This window comes from Nocardia grenadensis, from assembly GCF_050942415.1.
Lineage (GTDB): Bacteria > Actinomycetota > Actinomycetes > Mycobacteriales > Mycobacteriaceae > Nocardia > Nocardia grenadensis.
Genome location: NZ_CP192054.1, coordinates 4,914,277 through 4,928,731, shown reverse-complemented (window position 1 = coordinate 4,928,731; position 14,455 = coordinate 4,914,277). Strand labels below are relative to the sequence as shown.

General features: G+C 67.9%; 12 protein-coding genes. 1 reads left to right on the top strand and 11 read right to left on the bottom strand.

Annotation, left to right across the window (positions count from 1 at the left end; all coding sequences use genetic code 11):
- Positions 1-98 precede the first annotated feature (98 nt).
- The 9 genes from ACQPYS_RS22570 to ACQPYS_RS22530 all read right to left on the bottom strand — a co-directional run bounded on the left by ACQPYS_RS22570 (position 99) and on the right by ACQPYS_RS22530 (position 11,808).
- The gene (locus ACQPYS_RS22570) at positions 99-1,466 is read right to left on the bottom strand and encodes an FAD-dependent oxidoreductase (RefSeq protein WP_433490744.1); all 1,368 of its coding nucleotides are present in this window, start codon (positions 1,464-1,466) and stop codon (positions 99-101) included.
- The gene (locus ACQPYS_RS22565; RefSeq protein ID WP_433490743.1) at positions 1,463-2,179 is read right to left on the bottom strand and encodes an isochorismatase family protein; all 717 of its coding nucleotides are present in this window, start codon (positions 2,177-2,179) and stop codon (positions 1,463-1,465) included. Before ACQPYS_RS22565 ends, ACQPYS_RS22570 begins: the two co-directional genes overlap by 4 nt.
- Complete coding sequence (locus tag ACQPYS_RS22560; RefSeq protein WP_433490742.1) at positions 2,176-3,615, bottom strand: dihydroorotase; 1,440 nt, start codon at positions 3,613-3,615, stop codon at positions 2,176-2,178. Before ACQPYS_RS22560 ends, ACQPYS_RS22565 begins: the two co-directional genes overlap by 4 nt.
- The gene (locus ACQPYS_RS22555) at positions 3,615-4,496 is read right to left on the bottom strand and encodes an isocitrate lyase/PEP mutase family protein (RefSeq protein ID WP_433490741.1); all 882 of its coding nucleotides are present in this window, start codon (positions 4,494-4,496) and stop codon (positions 3,615-3,617) included. The genes ACQPYS_RS22560 and ACQPYS_RS22555 overlap by 1 nt, the downstream gene beginning before the upstream one ends.
- The gene (locus ACQPYS_RS22550; RefSeq protein ID WP_063039629.1) at positions 4,493-5,197 is read right to left on the bottom strand and encodes a GntR family transcriptional regulator; all 705 of its coding nucleotides are present in this window, start codon (positions 5,195-5,197) and stop codon (positions 4,493-4,495) included. Before ACQPYS_RS22550 ends, ACQPYS_RS22555 begins: the two co-directional genes overlap by 4 nt.
- Positions 5,198-5,200: 3 nt before the next feature.
- Positions 5,201-6,517 (bottom strand): MFS transporter, encoded by a 1,317-nt coding sequence (locus ACQPYS_RS22545; protein WP_433490740.1) that lies wholly within the window; start codon positions 6,515-6,517, stop codon positions 5,201-5,203.
- Positions 6,518-6,969: 452 nt separating this feature from the next.
- On the bottom strand, positions 6,970-8,916 hold the full coding sequence (locus ACQPYS_RS22540) for an acyl-CoA dehydrogenase family protein (protein ID WP_433490739.1): 1,947 nt from the start codon (positions 8,914-8,916) through the stop codon (positions 6,970-6,972).
- 139 nt (positions 8,917-9,055) lie between these two features.
- Positions 9,056-10,780, bottom strand: coding sequence for an arginine--tRNA ligase (argS, locus tag ACQPYS_RS22535; protein WP_433490738.1), 1,725 nt, complete (start codon positions 10,778-10,780; stop codon positions 9,056-9,058).
- Positions 10,781-11,124: 344 nt separating this feature from the next.
- Positions 11,125-11,808, bottom strand: a complete 684-nt coding sequence (locus ACQPYS_RS22530; RefSeq protein WP_431939894.1) for a TetR/AcrR family transcriptional regulator — start codon at positions 11,806-11,808, stop codon at positions 11,125-11,127.
- Positions 11,809-11,939: 131 nt separating this feature from the next.
- Between ACQPYS_RS22530 and ACQPYS_RS22525 the strand changes: the two genes are divergently transcribed.
- Entirely contained in the window at positions 11,940-13,436 is a 1,497-nt protein-coding gene (locus ACQPYS_RS22525) for an MFS transporter (RefSeq protein ID WP_433490737.1), read from the top strand.
- Between the two features lie 71 nt (positions 13,437-13,507).
- On the opposite strand, the gene ACQPYS_RS22520 is transcribed toward ACQPYS_RS22525, so the two are convergent.
- Positions 13,508-14,095 (bottom strand): glycerophosphodiester phosphodiesterase family protein, encoded by a 588-nt coding sequence (locus ACQPYS_RS22520; RefSeq protein WP_433490736.1) that lies wholly within the window; start codon positions 14,093-14,095, stop codon positions 13,508-13,510.
- Positions 14,086-14,433: a glycerophosphodiester phosphodiesterase family protein gene (locus tag ACQPYS_RS22515; RefSeq protein WP_433490735.1), complete on the bottom strand. Its 348-nt coding sequence runs from the start codon at positions 14,431-14,433 to the stop codon at positions 14,086-14,088. The genes ACQPYS_RS22520 and ACQPYS_RS22515 overlap by 10 nt, the downstream gene beginning before the upstream one ends.
- Positions 14,434-14,455 lie beyond the last annotated feature (22 nt).

The window sequence follows — 14,455 nt, the reverse complement described above, 5'->3', positions numbered from 1 at the left end:
ATCGCGGAAGCGCTACCGTGCGGCCGAGATATCCGCGGCCGAAGGGGACATCGCCGACGATGTCCCCTTCGTCGCCGGTCGGATAGGTCGGCCGGCGTTCACGGACGTTGCCCCGCGGCGGATCGGCCGGCGATTCGGCCGAGTCCGACGGCGGTGAGCAGTCCGTTGCCGGAGCAGTATCCCCGGGCGCCCCGGGCGCCCGAGACCCCGGTGGCCACACCGCCTCCGGCGTAGAGCCCGGGTACGACGCTGCCGTCGGCGCGGAGCACCCGGGCCTCGTCGTCGATGGTGACGCCACCCTGGGTATGGAACAGTGCCGGGACCGAGCGCACCACACAGTAGGGCGGCCGTAACGGGGCAAGTCCGAAATCGGTGCGGCCGAACCGATCCGGCTTTTCGCCGGCGACGGCGGCCGCGTATCCGGCCAGTGCCTTGCGTACCGGCTCGGGATCGCAACCGATCGCCTCGGCGATACCTTCCGGTGTGGCGGCTTCGGCGACACCCCCGATATCGATCAGCTCCGCGAACTCGGGTTCGTTCGCGCGCACATAGTCGCGGATCGCGGTATCGAAGACCACATAGCTCTCCGGGGCATGTGCGCTGACCACCGTCGCGAAACCCGAATACCCGAGGCTTTCGTCGCCCATTCGGTCGCCCTCCGGGGAGAGCAGGATCCCGCCTTTTTCCACAGTGGTCCAGGAGACTATCGAACCGTGCGGATAGGCGACGGCCGCGTAGCCCTGATAGGCGCCCATATTGCCCGTCCCCGCGCCCAGCTCGAGCGCCCAGGAGATGGCTTCGCCGGTGGAGCCTTCGGCGCCGAAGTACTGGGCACCCAGGATCTCGGGTGCCCAGCGCTGCAGCATTTCCCGGCTGTTACCGAAGCCGTTGGCCGCGAGGACTACCGCGTGCGCGCGGATATCGTAGGAACCCGACCGGGGTCCGTCGATATGCACACCGACCACGCGTCCGTCTTCGACCAACAGCCGGCCCACCGGATTCCCGGTGACCACATCGACATCGAGTCGTTTCGTTTCGGCGAGCAGATCGCGCATCAGTGACGCCCCACGGCGGTCCGGCGGTGCGTGGAGGCGCTCGACCGAATGGCCGACATGCTTGTAGTCGGTGATCAGCCGGAGATCGATATTGTGCTCCTCGACCAGCCATTCGACCAGCGCGGCCGATTCCGCGGCCAGCTGCCGGACCAGATCCTCGGCCTCGTGCGGGCCGCTCTGTCGAAGGAGATCAGTGGCCATCCGCTCGGGGCCGTCATCGATACCGGCCTCCCGCTGGTAGCGGGTGCCGGCGCCCGGGATCGAACCGGTGCTCACGCCCGTATTCCCGATCGGGCGGTCCAGCTTCTCCAGAACTACTACGCGAGCGCCCTGCTCGGCGGCAGAGATCGCCGCGGTGAGTCCGCAACCCCCGGCGCCCACGACCACCACATCGACGTCGACTTCGCTCATCGGGACACCGCCTCGGTGGTGCCCAGCGTGCGGAGCCGGTCGACCAGTTCCGGCGTGGTGGTGACGTCGGCGTACTTCTGGGCCATATCGAACAGATTCACCTCGTGTACCAGCGGGCTGCGGTCATAGACTGCGTCGGCCGGGACGGTCACCTTGAAGTTGTAGGCGAACGCGTCGACGACACTCGAGCGCACGCACCCGGAGGTGCTGCACCCGGTGATCACCAGCGAATCGACCGCACGATCAATGAGATAGCTGGTGAGCGGCGTACCGAAGAATGCGCTCGGATGCCGTTTGGGCAGCACCACATCGCCATCGGCCGGTGCGATCGACTCGACGAAGTCGTAGCCGCGGGCGGGGATGGACATGATCGCGGGGACTTTGGCGCCGAGGGCGCCGGTGTCGTAGCTCTGTTTGGGCGCCACATGTGGGTAGAGCACCGGCCAGTCGTTGGACCGGAACTCCGCGAGTAAATCGGCGATCTTGTCCACTGCGTCCCACGCGACCTCGCCCACCGCGGTGGGGAACTCCGCGACGGCCTGCTCGAACGGCACCCGCGCGGTGCCGACGGTCCGGTACTGCACATCGATGATGAGCAGCGCGGGACGTTCGCCGAGGCCGACCGGCTTGCCGAAACCGGCCAGCTCATAGCGTTTCAGGGTTTCCGCGTCGACGGCTCCGGCGCCGCCCGCGGACCAGGGCTGCTCACTCACAGCCGGTCCTCCTTCGTCGAGGGGTTCGGGGTGTCGTTTCCGGCGATGGCGGCCAGTGCCGCGGCACCACTCTTCGGCCGGGACAGGTAGTTACCGGTAGGAGCGTCGGCGAGGACACCGTCGCGGACCGCGAAGTGGCCGCCGACGATGGTGTGCCGCACGGAGAGTGGAACCTCGCGACCCTCCCACGGTGTGTACTCGGCGGCCGAGTGCTGGGTGGCCGCGGTGATGGTGGCGGCCTTCTCGGTATCGATGACCACCAGGTCGGCGTCGGAGCCGACGGCGATGGTGCCCTTGCGGGGATACATTCCGAAGAGCTTCGCCGAGCGGGTGCTGGTGGCATCGACCAGACGTTCCAGGGGGACTCCGCGGGCGAGGCCCTCGGACAGGGTGAGCGGCAGCATCGCACCGAGACCCGGGAACCCGGCCGACGCCGACCAGATGTCCTTCTCCTTGTTGATGCGATGGCGCGCGTTGTGGTCCGAGCCGACGGTATCGACCTCACCGGCCGCCAGCCCGGCCCACAGGGCCTCGATATCGGCGGGCGGCCGCAACGGCGGGTTGACCTTGCCGTAGGTTCCGCAGCTCGACTCGGTGCTCAGCGTCAGGTATTGCGTGCAGGTCTCCACGAACAGGTTCGGATAGCCGGCCCGGTGCATCCGGGTCGCGGCCAGGGCGGCCGCGCTGCTGGTGTGCACGGCGTACATGGAGGCGCCGGTGACGCTGGCCAGATATGAAACACGCTGCTGGGCCTCGGCTTCGACATAGGCGGGGCGCGAGTTGTGCCAAGCCCACAGCGGACCCTTGGTCTCGTCGCGCGGCTGTTCGCGCAATCGCCACACCAGTTCGACGTTCTCCGGGTGCGGGTTCACCATCGCGCCGTGATCCGCGGTGAGACCGAGGATGTCGTACATGAACGCATCGTCGTTGCCCGGCATGCCGAGGTATTTGCCCTCGTCGCCACGGAAATTCATGAAGAACTTGAAGCTGGAGACGCCCAGCTCCGTGACATAACTCGGCAGCGCCCTCAGATGTTCGGGGGTGCCGAGTACGAAATGGAAGCCGAAGTCGGTGCGTGAATGGGCCGCCATCACGTCGCGGGCGGCGGTGAACACGTCCTCGTACGGTTCCGAGCTCATCAGATAGGCGAGCATGGTGGTGACGCCACCGGCCACGGCCGAGGCCGTCTCGAGGTCGGCGTCGTCGGGGTCGCGCGGGACGCGAATATCCTTGCCCAGATGCACATGCGGGTCGATGGCGCCCGGCAGCACTGTGGCACCGCGCAGATCGACCACCTCACGTGCGGGCTCAGGGGCGTCCGGGGCGACGATACCGGCAATCCGTCCGGCACGGATGAGGACATCGACATCGCTGAGACCTTCACCGTGCAGGAAGACCCGACCACCGTGCAGTCGTAGATCGTATTCTGCGGTCATCACTTCTCCTCGGGCGCGGCGTAGCGGGCGTCGAGCTCGTCGAACAACGGCTTGGAAACCAGGCTCTGGCGCTCCTGCCAGCTGATCATCTTGTCGGCGGCGTCGATGGTGTCGCCGTGCTCGAGCAGGTGCTCCAGCACCGTGCGCATCCCCAGAACGGCGCCGCGCATCGCGGCATTGGCGTAGAGGGCCACGGAGAAGCCCAGCTCACCGAGTTCGGCACGGCCGAGGATCGGAGTCAGGCCGCCCTCGACCATATTGGCCACGTGGATCGCCGGGACGTTCGCGGTGATCTTGCGCATTTCCTCGGCGCTGCGTGGCGCCTCGACGAACAACACATCGGCACCGGCCGCGAGGTATCGCGCGGCCCGGTCGCACGCCTCGTCCAGACCGGAGGTCGCGCGGGCATCGGTGCGGGCGATGATCACCGTATCGTCATCGGCACGGGCATCGACCGCGGCACGGATCTTGCCGACCATCTCCGCGGCCGAGATGACGTCCTTACCGGCGAAGTGGCCGCACTTCTTGGGCGCGACCTGGTCTTCCAGCTGGATCGCGGCCGCACCGGCCCGCTCCAGCCGGCGGACGGTGCGCTGGACGTTCAGGGCGTTCCCGAAGCCGGTATCGGCATCGACCACCAGGGGCAACGAGACGGCGTCGGCCATCGCGGCCACATGGTCGGCCACTTCGGTCATGGTGAGCAATCCCAGATCAGGCATCCCGAGGTAGGAGTTGGTCACGCCGGCTCCGGAGACGTACACCGCGCCGAAGCCGGTCTCCTCGACCACCCGGGCCGCGAGCGCGTTCGGCGCTCCGGCCAGTAGTAGGGGGCCGTCGGCCTGATCGGCCAGGCGCTCCCTCAGGATTCTTGCCGGGGTCATTCGTCGTTTTCCCTTTCCTTGTGGGGCAGCCCCAGAGCCGCCAGTGCGCTTTCCATCGAATGGCGCAGGTGTTCCTCCATGCACCGGACCGCGCGGTCCGGGTCGCGCTCCTTGAGCGCCGCGACCAGTTCTTCGTGCTCCGCAACCGCTTCGCGGGCACGCGTCGGCCGGTTCGCCGACATCGTGCGGGCCAGGGAGACCAGCCGCTGGGCCTCCAGCGCCGCCGAAAGCAGAGCCTGGTTGTTCGTGAGAACCACGATCTGCAGGTGGAAATCGAGTTCGGCTGGATAGGCGGTATCGGCCGTCGCGGTGACATGTTCTTGTGCGGCCGTCAGCAGTGCCTCGAGATCTGCCAGGTCGTCGTCGCCCGCGTGGCGGCAGAGCAGCCGCACCGCGTGCAATTCCAGAGCCGCGCGCAGTTCGTAGAGGTCGACGACCTCCTGGCGTGTGAAGGTGCGGACGAAGGCGCCACGGTGACTGATCACCGTCAGCAAACCCTCGCTCACCAACCGCTGGATGGCCTCGCGCAGCGGCCCGCGGCTGATACCGAGTTCCGCGGCGAGTGCGACCTCGTTGAGCCGTTCCCCCGGTTTCAGGGTGCCGTCGAGCACCATATCGCGGAGTACGGATTCGGTGCGGTGCGCGAAAGTGGCGGCGGTGCGGTCGAGGCGGCGATCGGCGGCCGGCGGTGACGTCGTCATGGCTCAAGCATCCTTCAGCGCGCTGCCGACCGTTTCCCGCATCGGTACCGCCGCCGCCAAGGTGATCAGCGCGGTGGCCATGAGGAAGTACGCCGGCGAGAGCGAATTGCCGGTCTGCTTTACCAGCCAAGTGCAGATATAGGGCGAGAAGCCACCGGCCAGCGCGGCACCGAGGTTGAATCCCAGAGCGATACCGGTGTAGCGGACCCGGGTCGGGAACATCTCGGTGAAGGCCGAGAAGGCGACACCCATCAGCGCCGAGTCGATGAGGCCGAGCACGACCATCGACACCAGGGTGATCGCGCCACCCTGCTCGAAAAGCATGAAGGCGGGGATCGGAATGACGAGCGCGGCGAGCGTGGCGCCGAGGAAGACCGGTCTGCGGCCGACCTTGTCCGAGAGCAGGCCGAAGAACGGCATACAGACGGTGGCCACCGCCAGGGTGATGGAGTTGAACCAGAACGTGGTGGTCGACGACATGCCCACGACGGTCTGCAGGTGCAACGCGACGTATACGTAGGCGACGTAGTAGGCCGAGAACAGCAGGATCGACAGGCCGAGGCAGATCGCGAGCGCCTGACGGTGGCTGCGGAACAGCTCCTTCATCGGGTTGGCGACGGCGTGTTCCTTCGGCGCCACGAACCGGGGGGTCTCCTGCAGCTGAGAACGGATCCACAGCCCGAACAGGCCCAGCGGGATGGCGGCCAGGAAGGGAATACGCCAGCCCCAGTCGCGCATGGCGTCCTCACCGAGAACGGTAGTGAGCAGCGTGATGACCAGTGAAGCCAGCAGAGCGCCGCCGAGGGCGCCGGTCTGGATCGTCGAGCACAGGAACCCGCGCCGGTGGTTGGGGGAGAACTCGGCGACGAAGGCCGCGGCTCCACTCACCTCGCCACTGGCCGCGAGCCCCTGCGCGCAACGGGCCAGGACGAGCAGGGTGGTCGCACCGACGCCGATCGCGGCATAGGTGGGCAGCACGCCGATCAGCCCGCTGGCGACGGCCATCATGAAGATGGTGAACGCGAGGACCTTCTTACGACCGTATTTGTCCCCGAAGTATCCGAAGATCACGCCGCCGATCGGGCGTAGCAGGAAGGCCGCGGCGAAGGTGAGCAGCGTGGACAACAGCGCCGAGGTGGGGTCCTCGGAGACGAAGAAGTGGCCGGCGATGATGACGGCCAGATAACCGTAGGCCCCGAAGTCGAAGTACTCGAGAAGCGAACCGATGAAACCGGCGGCAACGACCCGCGGCTTGATCTCGGTGGGCTGTGGTGGAAGAGCGGTATCGGCGGGGGATGCCGAAGCAGCGAACTCGGTCATGAATTCCTCGTGTTCTTGCGCCGGGGCGCTGAGATGCGAACGTCTCGTGAGTGGACTCGAAGTGAACCTTGCATCGCCAATCAGTCAACTGTCAACAGTTTGCAATGTTAAAGGCGCGTGTCCCCGCGCGGTCGCCGGGGTGGGTCGACCGTCCATTCGTGGATTCCCCCGACTTGGACCGTGGCCGATCGGACGGCACCACCTGCGGTTTGTCATAGGTGGACGGAGTCGCGACTGCTTGCGTGGACAGCCGCGAACACCACCGGACAGGCCGGTTCGATATCTCCGAACCTGCCCGGTCGCCTCGGCCCGTCGACCGCTCGTCGACATGACCGACGCTTCGCTCGGCGCGCCCGACGCTTACGCGGCGCGGGCCGGAGCGCGCGTATCACCCATCGGCATGCCATATGCCGATCCGTGGCGGAGTCGCCGGTACCAGGTGAGGGCGTCGGTCAGCGCAGCGCGCCCACCCGGAGCCAGGGTCGTAGCAGGTTCTCCTCGGTGGACGGGCCCATCTGCCATTCCGCGATCCACGGCCCGGTACCTTCGCTCGGGTCTAGTGCGCCCTCCTCCACCCACCGGTAGCGGCCGTCGAACAGGTTGCGGGCCAAGCGCATATCTTCGTCGTCGGTGTTCTCCCACAGCGAGTCGAACAGTTGCCGCACCCGGATCCGGGCCTGCCGGCAGAACACGTCGGCCAGTTCCGTGGCGGCTTCGCCCTCCGCCGTGCCGTCGGCGCGCTCGGCCTGGGCGCGTACACAGGCCGCCGACATGGCGAACAGTTCCGCGCCGATATCGACGAGGCGACCCAGGAACACCTGCCGGTACTCGAGCTTGGCCTGCCAGCGCGCCATCCCGTACATCAGCGCGCGGGCCTGTTTCCGCGACATCCGCTCGACGAAACGCATATGCCGGGCCAGCAGGCCGAAGTCGGCGAACCCGGCCGGTGCCGTGCCCGGTCCGACGGCCAGCTGCGGGAACCATTTGGCGTAGAAGCCGCCGGCGCCCGCCGCCGCCTTGGCCTTCTCCTTGAACTCCGCGTTCTTGTCGACCAGTGCGCCGGCGGCGGCCATATGCGCGTCGGCCATCTCGCGGGCGACGAGCAGACGCATTATCTCGCTGGAGCCTTCGAAGATGCGGTTGATCCGCAGATCGCGGACCAGCTGTTCGGCGCCGACCGCCCGCTCGCCCCGGGCCCGCAACGACGCCGCCGTCTCGTAACCGCGGCCGCCCCGGATCTGCACGAGTTCGTCGGCGATCCGGCAGCCCATCTCCGAGGCCCACAGCTTCGCCAGCGCCGCCTCGATCCGGATGTCGTTGCGGTTCTCGTCGGCCATGGTCGCCGAGAGATCGAGTACTGCCTCCAGGGCGTAGGCCGTCGCGGCGATGAAGGACACCTTGGCGCCCACCGCGGCGTGCTCGCCGACCGGCCGTCCCCACTGCACGCGGGCGGTGCTCCATTCGCGGGCGATCTTCACCGACCACTTGGCCGCCGCGGTGCACAGCGCCGGAATCGCGAGCCGTCCCGCATTGAGCGTGGTGAGCGCGATCTTCAACCCGTCGCCTTCGCGGCCGATCAGATTCTCCCGGGGCACCCGCACGTTGTACATGCGGGTGACGCCGTTCTCGAGGCCGCGCAGACCCATGAAAGAGTTGCGCCGTTCCACGGTGATGCCCGCGCTGTCGGCTTCGACGACGAAGGCGGAGATACCACCGCGGTGCCCGTCGCCCTTGGGCACCCGCGCCATCACCACCAGCAGTTCCGCGACCACACCGTTGGTGGTCCACAGCTTGACGCCGTTCAGTTCGTAGGCTTCGCCGTCGGCTGTGGGGGTCGCGGTGCTGGCGATCCGGGCCGGGTCGGAGCCGACATCGGGCTCGGTGAGCAGGAAGGCGCTGATCGCGCCCCGCGCGCACCGCGGCAGGAACCGTTGCTTCTGCTCCGGGGTTCCCGCCAGTTTCAAGGGTTCGGGGACGCCGATCGACTGATGCGCGGACAGCAGCGCGCCCAGGCTGGCGTGTACCGAGCCGACCAGCATCAAGGCCTTGTTGTAGCCGACCTGGGACAGACCCTGCCCGCCGTACTCCTCGGGAATCTTCAGACCGAAACAGCCGAGTTCGGCGAGGCCGCGCACGAAATGCTCGGGGATCCGGCCCCGCTCCTCGATCACGCTGCCGTCGAGGGTCTCGCAGTAGGCCCGCAGCCGCGTCAGATACGCGTCGGTGCGGGCGGTGTCCTCCGCGCTGGGCTTCGGGAACGGATGGATGAGATCCACCCGGTAGCGGCCGAGGAACATTTCCTTGGCGAAGGATGGTTTGGTCCAGGTGACCTCGCGCGATTCCTCGACCAGGCGCCGGGCCTGCTCCTCGGTGGCGTCGACTTTCGCGGCAGTGGACATGGCCTGTCCTCCTCGGAAGTGATGGCGGTCACAGACGAGTGTAGGAGCCTTTGTTACCCACGGGTAGCCCTTGTTTGGTGAAGGGTTTGTGTCGGCGGAGGTCCGCGGAAGCCGGCCGTTGTCACCGGCTCGGAACGCACTACATCTCGTCGGGGGCGGTGATACCGAGTAGGCCCAGTCCGGTGGCGAGCGTGCGGGCGGTGAGGTCGCACAGGGCCAGGCGGCTGCTCCGGCTCGGTTCCTCGGCCTTCAGCACCGGGCAGCGCTCGTAGAACGTGGTGAACGCGGTGGCCAGGGTGAAGAGATAGTTCGCGAGCCGATGGAATTCCATGGTCTCCGATACCGCGGCCGCGATATCGGGGAAGGCGAGGAGTTCGAGCGCCAGCGCGCGTTCGGCCGGCTCCTCGATCTGTACGGGGGTACCGTCGCGGCCGGGGGTGACGCCGCCGCGCCGGAAGATCGACCGGATACGAGCGTGCGCGTATTGCAGGTAGGGGGCGGTATTGCCCTCGAAGGAGAGCATGCGGTCGAAGTCGAAGGTGTAGTCGCGGCGCCGGTCGGTGGAGAGGTCGGCGTATTTGATCGCGCCGATCCCCACCGCGCGGGCGACCTCGGTGCGGGACCCGGGGTCGAGGTCGGGGTTCTTCTCCGCGATCGCGCGGGTCGCCCGGTCCACTGCCTCGTCCAGCAGGTCGACGAGTTTGATAGTGCCGCCGGCCCGGCTGCGCAGTACTTTGCCGTCGGCGCCGAGTACGGAACCGAACCCGATATGCGTGGCGCGTGCCGGTGCGGCGAGCCAGCCGGCCTCCCGGGCGGTGGCGAACACCATCGCGAAATGCTGCTGCTGCGGTGTCCCCACCACATAGAGCAGCCGGGTGGCACCCAGGGTGATGAGCCGGTCACGGATCGCGGCGAGATCGGTGGTGGCGTAACCGTATCCGCCGTCGCTCTTGCGGACGATCAGGGGTAGCGGTGCGCCGTCGCGGCCGGTGAACCCGGCGGGGAATACACAGTCGGCGCCGTCGCTGGTGCGCAGCAGTCCGAGCCGGTCCAATTCCGTGATCACCGAGGCGAGTTCGTCGTTGTAGGCGCTCTCGCCCACGAAATCCGCTTCGACCAGCCGGACGTCGAGGCTGTCGTACACCGTCATGAAGTACTGCTTCGATTCGGCGACCAGCAGCCGCCACAGCCGGAGGGTGGCCTCGTCGCCACCCTGGAGCAGCACGACCCGCCGCCGCGACCGTTCCTTGAACTCGTCCGAGCCGTCGAATTTGCGGCGGGCCGCGGTGTAGAAGCCGTTCAGGTCGCCTACGGAGAGTTCGGCGGCCGCCTCGGTCTCGCCGATATCGAGCAGATGCTCGATGAGCATGCCGAACGGAGTACCCCAGTCGCCCAGATGGTTTCGTTTGATCACCCGGTGCCCGAGCCATTCGGTGATCCGTACCGCGGCATCACCGATGATCGTGCTGCGGAGGTGCCCGACGTGCATCTCCTTGGCGGTGTTCGGGGCCGAATAGTCGACCACCACGGTCTCCGGCTCCGCGGCCGGCGGGACACCCAGGCGGTCGTCGGCACCGACCGTGCCGACCAGTTCGCCGAGCACCCGTGCTCGCAGTGTCACGTTGATGAATCCCGGCCCCGAGATCTCGGTGTGCTCCGTCAGATCGTCGAGGTCGGCGGCCGCCAGCACCGCGGCGGCCACGTCGCGGGGTTCGCGGCCCAGGCGCTTGGCCGATCCCAGGGCCGCGTTCGACTGGTAGTCGGCGAACTGCGACCGTTGGACCAGCGGGTCGACACGTTCACCGACTACGGCCTCGAAGGCGTGCGCGAGGCGATCGGACAGTATTTGCTCGGGGGTGCCCACGGAGGAAAACCCTAGCGAACGCGGTGCTGTCCGATCCGATGGAACCGCCCGAGGGCGATCGTGCGGGACGCGGGATCGGTTGTCCCGTGGTATTTCCCCGCGGGGCCGCGTGAGGTTCGTCGGTATCGGTACTCCAGTTCCGAGTGCACCGCACCGGGTCGCTGCCGCCCCGGACCCGAATGCGTCCGCGCGCAAGGGGAGATCGGTCTGAAGCTCACCGTCGAAGCCAACGGCTGTACGACCTTCCGGGTGGCACTACAGCGCGGCTGACGTTCGGAAACGTGCGGCCGCCGGGTCCCGCGGCCGAGAGGTAACCGGCGAGTTCGCCGCGACCGGGCCGCGGGTCAGCGGCGCCGGCCGGGGCAGGGCGCGGCCTTGGCGGACTTCGCCTGATCGACCTCGTCGTCGGTGAGCGCGCGGACCGGGAGTTCCTGGCGGGCGACATTGTCGGCACGAATCCCGTTGAGCGTGATGGCCATATAGCGGCGCCAGATATCGGGGTTGATCGGTTTGGCGAATTCGGCCAGGCCGTCGACCATATGGATCATCGCGAAGAGGTCCGACGGTTCGATATCGGGCTGGAGCACACCCGCTTCGCGGGCCCGGGCGACGATCGCGGCCACGGCGGGTTTGATGCGGTCGCGCAGGCCGTGGAAACGTTCGGTGTCGAGGTCGAGTTCGAGGATGACCTCGCTGAATCCGCGGTTGGCGGCCAGGTGCCGGCAGGCGTATTCGACGAACTGGACCAGGCCGAGCCAGGGGTCGGGATCGCGCAGGGCGCCCTCGGCGTGGTCGGCGAAGGCGCCGAGGCTGTGCTCGAAGACCTCGGCGATGAGCTCCTTCTTGTTGGCGAAGCGGCGGTAGACCGTGCCCACGCCCACGCCCGCCCGCTCGGCGACATCGTCGAGGGTGATCTCCAACCCGCGATCGGCGAACAGTTCACGGGCCGCCTCGACGATGCGTTGCTGATTGCGTGCGGCGTCGGCGCGCAGACGCCGGGGTGCGCGCAGGGTCGTGGCGTGTTTCACACCGGCATTCTATCAACGCGGGATTAAGCGGAGGTGAGATCTCCGTTATTGTGTTAGCGTTCATGTAAGCGGAGGCACCTTCTCCGATTTCCTGATCTTCTCATGAATCCAACCTTCTCCCAAGGGGCGAGATGACTACCACGATCGATCGCGGTCCATCCGCGCAGGAAACATCGTCGGGAAGGCGAGGTTCGCACGCGCTGCGGTGGTGGGTTCTCGCCGTGCTCGGCGTCGCCCAGCTCATGGTCGTGCTCGATGCGACCGTGGTGAACATCGCGCTGCCCGAAGCCCAGCGTGACCTGGGGTTCGACGATGCGAGCAGGCAGTGGGTGATCACCGGCTACGCCCTGGCGTTCGGCAGCCTGCTGCTGCTCGGTGGCCGGCTCAGTGACCTGTTCGGCCGGCGCAACACCTTTATCGTCGGCCTGATCGGCTTCTCGGTCGCCTCCGCCGTGGGCGGCGCGGCCACCAACTTCGAGATGCTGGTGGCGGCCCGGGTCGGCCAAGGCGTGTTCGGCGCGCTGCTCGCGCCGGCGGCGCTCTCGTTGCTCACCGTCACCTTCACCGAGCCGTCGGAACGGGCCAAGGCCTTCGGCATCTTCGGCGCTGTCGCCGGGACCGGCGGCGCTATCGGCCTGCTGCTCGGCGGGGCGCTCACCGAATGGGCCTCGTGGCGCTGGGTCATGTTCGTGAACCTGGCGTTCGCCGCCGTCGCGCTGGTCGGCGCGGTCCTGCTGCTGGCCCGCCATGCCGGTGGGTCGCGACCCAAGCTCGATATCCCGGGTACCGCCGTGGTCACCGCCGCGTTGTTCAGCGTCGTCTACGGGTTCTCCCACGCCGAGAGCGACGGCTGGACGAACTCGGTCACGCTGGCGTTCCTCCTCGGCGGCGCGGTGCTGCTGGCCTTGTTCGTCTGGCTGGAGGCCCGGGTGGCCCATCCGCTGCTGCCGCTGCGCATCGTGCTGGACCGCACCCGCGGCGGGGCCTACCTCGCGGTGTTCGTCATGGGTATCGGGATGTTCGCGATTTTCCTGTTCCTGACCTACTACATGCAGTTGACGCTGGGCTATTCGCCGATCATGACCGGGGTGGCGTTCCTGCCGATGGTCGCCGCCATGGTCGCCTCCTCCACCACCACACCGTCGCTGCTGCTGCCCAAACTCGGACCGAAGGTCGTCGTCAGCGGCGGGTTCGCGATCGCCGCGCTCGGTATGGCCTGGCTGACCCGCATCGGTCTGGACACCGGGTACACCACCCATATCCTGCCCGGCCTCATCTTGCTCGGACTGGGTCTCGGTGGTGCGATGTCGACCGCGTTCCAGAGCGCGACCTCGGGTGTGCGCCACGACGATGCCGGGGTCGCGTCCGCGATGATCAACACCAGCCAGCAGGTCGGCGGGTCGATCGGTACGGCGCTGCTGAGCACCATCGCGGCCTCGGCCGCCGGTGATTATCTGGCTGCCCGGACCCCGGACCGGCTCACCGTCGCGCAATCGGCCATCGAGAGCTACACCACCAGCTTCACCTGGGCCGCGGGCGTGTTCGTCCTCGGCGCGGTGGTGCTCGCGGTGCTGATGCCGAGTGCGCTCCCGGCACCCGCCGAAGGCGAACCGGTACTCGCGCACTGATATCCCGCGCCCGAACCGTCCGCCTCCGCGATATGCGGAGGCGGGCGGTGGCGTATCGGTTGCCGGGCGGGTCAGGGCCGGGAGAATGCCGGCGGCAGGGGATAGCCGCGGTCGGCCAGCACGGTGCGCAGCACATCCGGGCGGTCGGTGATCAGGCCGTCGACACCCAGGTCCAGCAGGGCGTTCATGGTCGCGGGATCGTCGACCGTCCACGGCAGCACCCGCATACCCCGCCGATGCGCCGCGTCGACCAGTGCGGCGGTGGTGAACGGGCAGTAGCCGGGATCGCCGACCACACCGTCCTGTGGGCTCCCGTGTACCGGAGAAACGATATCGGCGCCGAGCACAGCGGCCGCCGCCACGTATCTCTCCGGCAGGGACCCCGGGAAATCGTCGATATCCAGACCACCCAGCCACGGTGAGCGGCCGGGCTGTCCCTCCTCCAGGAACTGCTCGCCGTTCGTCAAGGCGGAGATCGGAAGCTCCGGTGCCCGCGCGCGTACCTCGGTCGGCGCCGCCCAGTCGAAGCTCTGGATCGTGACCCGATCGCTCGCCCCGGCGCGCTCGACCTCCGCCACGACGATGCGGGCGAAAACATCCCGCGGCGCGGTCTGTTCGGGAGCGGCGGCCTCCACCTTCGTCTCGATGTTCAACCGCACCGGTGAGTTCCCGGATCACGGTCCGTCCGGGAACGTAGGGGAACGTAGGGGAACGCGGGGTCGCCGGGGAACGCGGGCCCGGTATCACGGCATTCGGCCGGATCCGGATCACGGTCGTGGGTTACCACGGCCTGATCGTCCCGGGTGATCTGCACATCCAGCTCCAGTGTGGTCACCCCGAGCTCGAGGGCATTGGCGAAGGCGGCCAGGGTGTTCTCCGAGACCAGCCCAAGCCCGCCACGATGCGCTTGCAGGTCGAAGAGCGGCGGGCGGTCGGGTCCGCCCCAGGTACAGCCGGACAGGAGGACGAGCGACAGCACCGCGCACACCCACCGCATATCCCCATCGTGGGCGTCGACG

Bases quoted from the DNA above. Each gene is read 5' to 3' on its own strand.
- ACQPYS_RS22560 (WP_433490742.1), bottom strand. From the start codon at position 3,615: ATGACCGCAGAATACGATCTACGACTGCACGGTGGTCGGGTCTTCCTG.
- ACQPYS_RS22555 (WP_433490741.1), bottom strand. From the start codon at position 4,496: ATGACCCCGGCAAGAATCCTGAGGGAGCGCCTGGCCGATCAGGCCGAC.
- ACQPYS_RS22545 (WP_433490740.1), bottom strand. From the start codon at position 6,517: ATGACCGAGTTCGCTGCTTCGGCATCCCCCGCCGATACCGCTCTTCCA.
- ACQPYS_RS22515 (WP_433490735.1), bottom strand. From the start codon at position 14,433: ATGCGGTGGGTGTGCGCGGTGCTGTCGCTCGTCCTCCTGTCCGGCTGT.
- ACQPYS_RS22570 (WP_433490744.1), bottom strand. From the start codon at position 1,466: ATGAGCGAAGTCGACGTCGATGTGGTGGTCGTGGGCGCCGGGGGTTGC.
- ACQPYS_RS22525 (WP_433490737.1), top strand. From the start codon at position 11,940: ATGACTACCACGATCGATCGCGGTCCATCCGCGCAGGAAACATCGTCG.
- ACQPYS_RS22550 (WP_063039629.1), bottom strand. From the start codon at position 5,197: ATGACGACGTCACCGCCGGCCGCCGATCGCCGCCTCGACCGCACCGCC.
- ACQPYS_RS22540 (WP_433490739.1), bottom strand. From the start codon at position 8,916: ATGTCCACTGCCGCGAAAGTCGACGCCACCGAGGAGCAGGCCCGGCGC.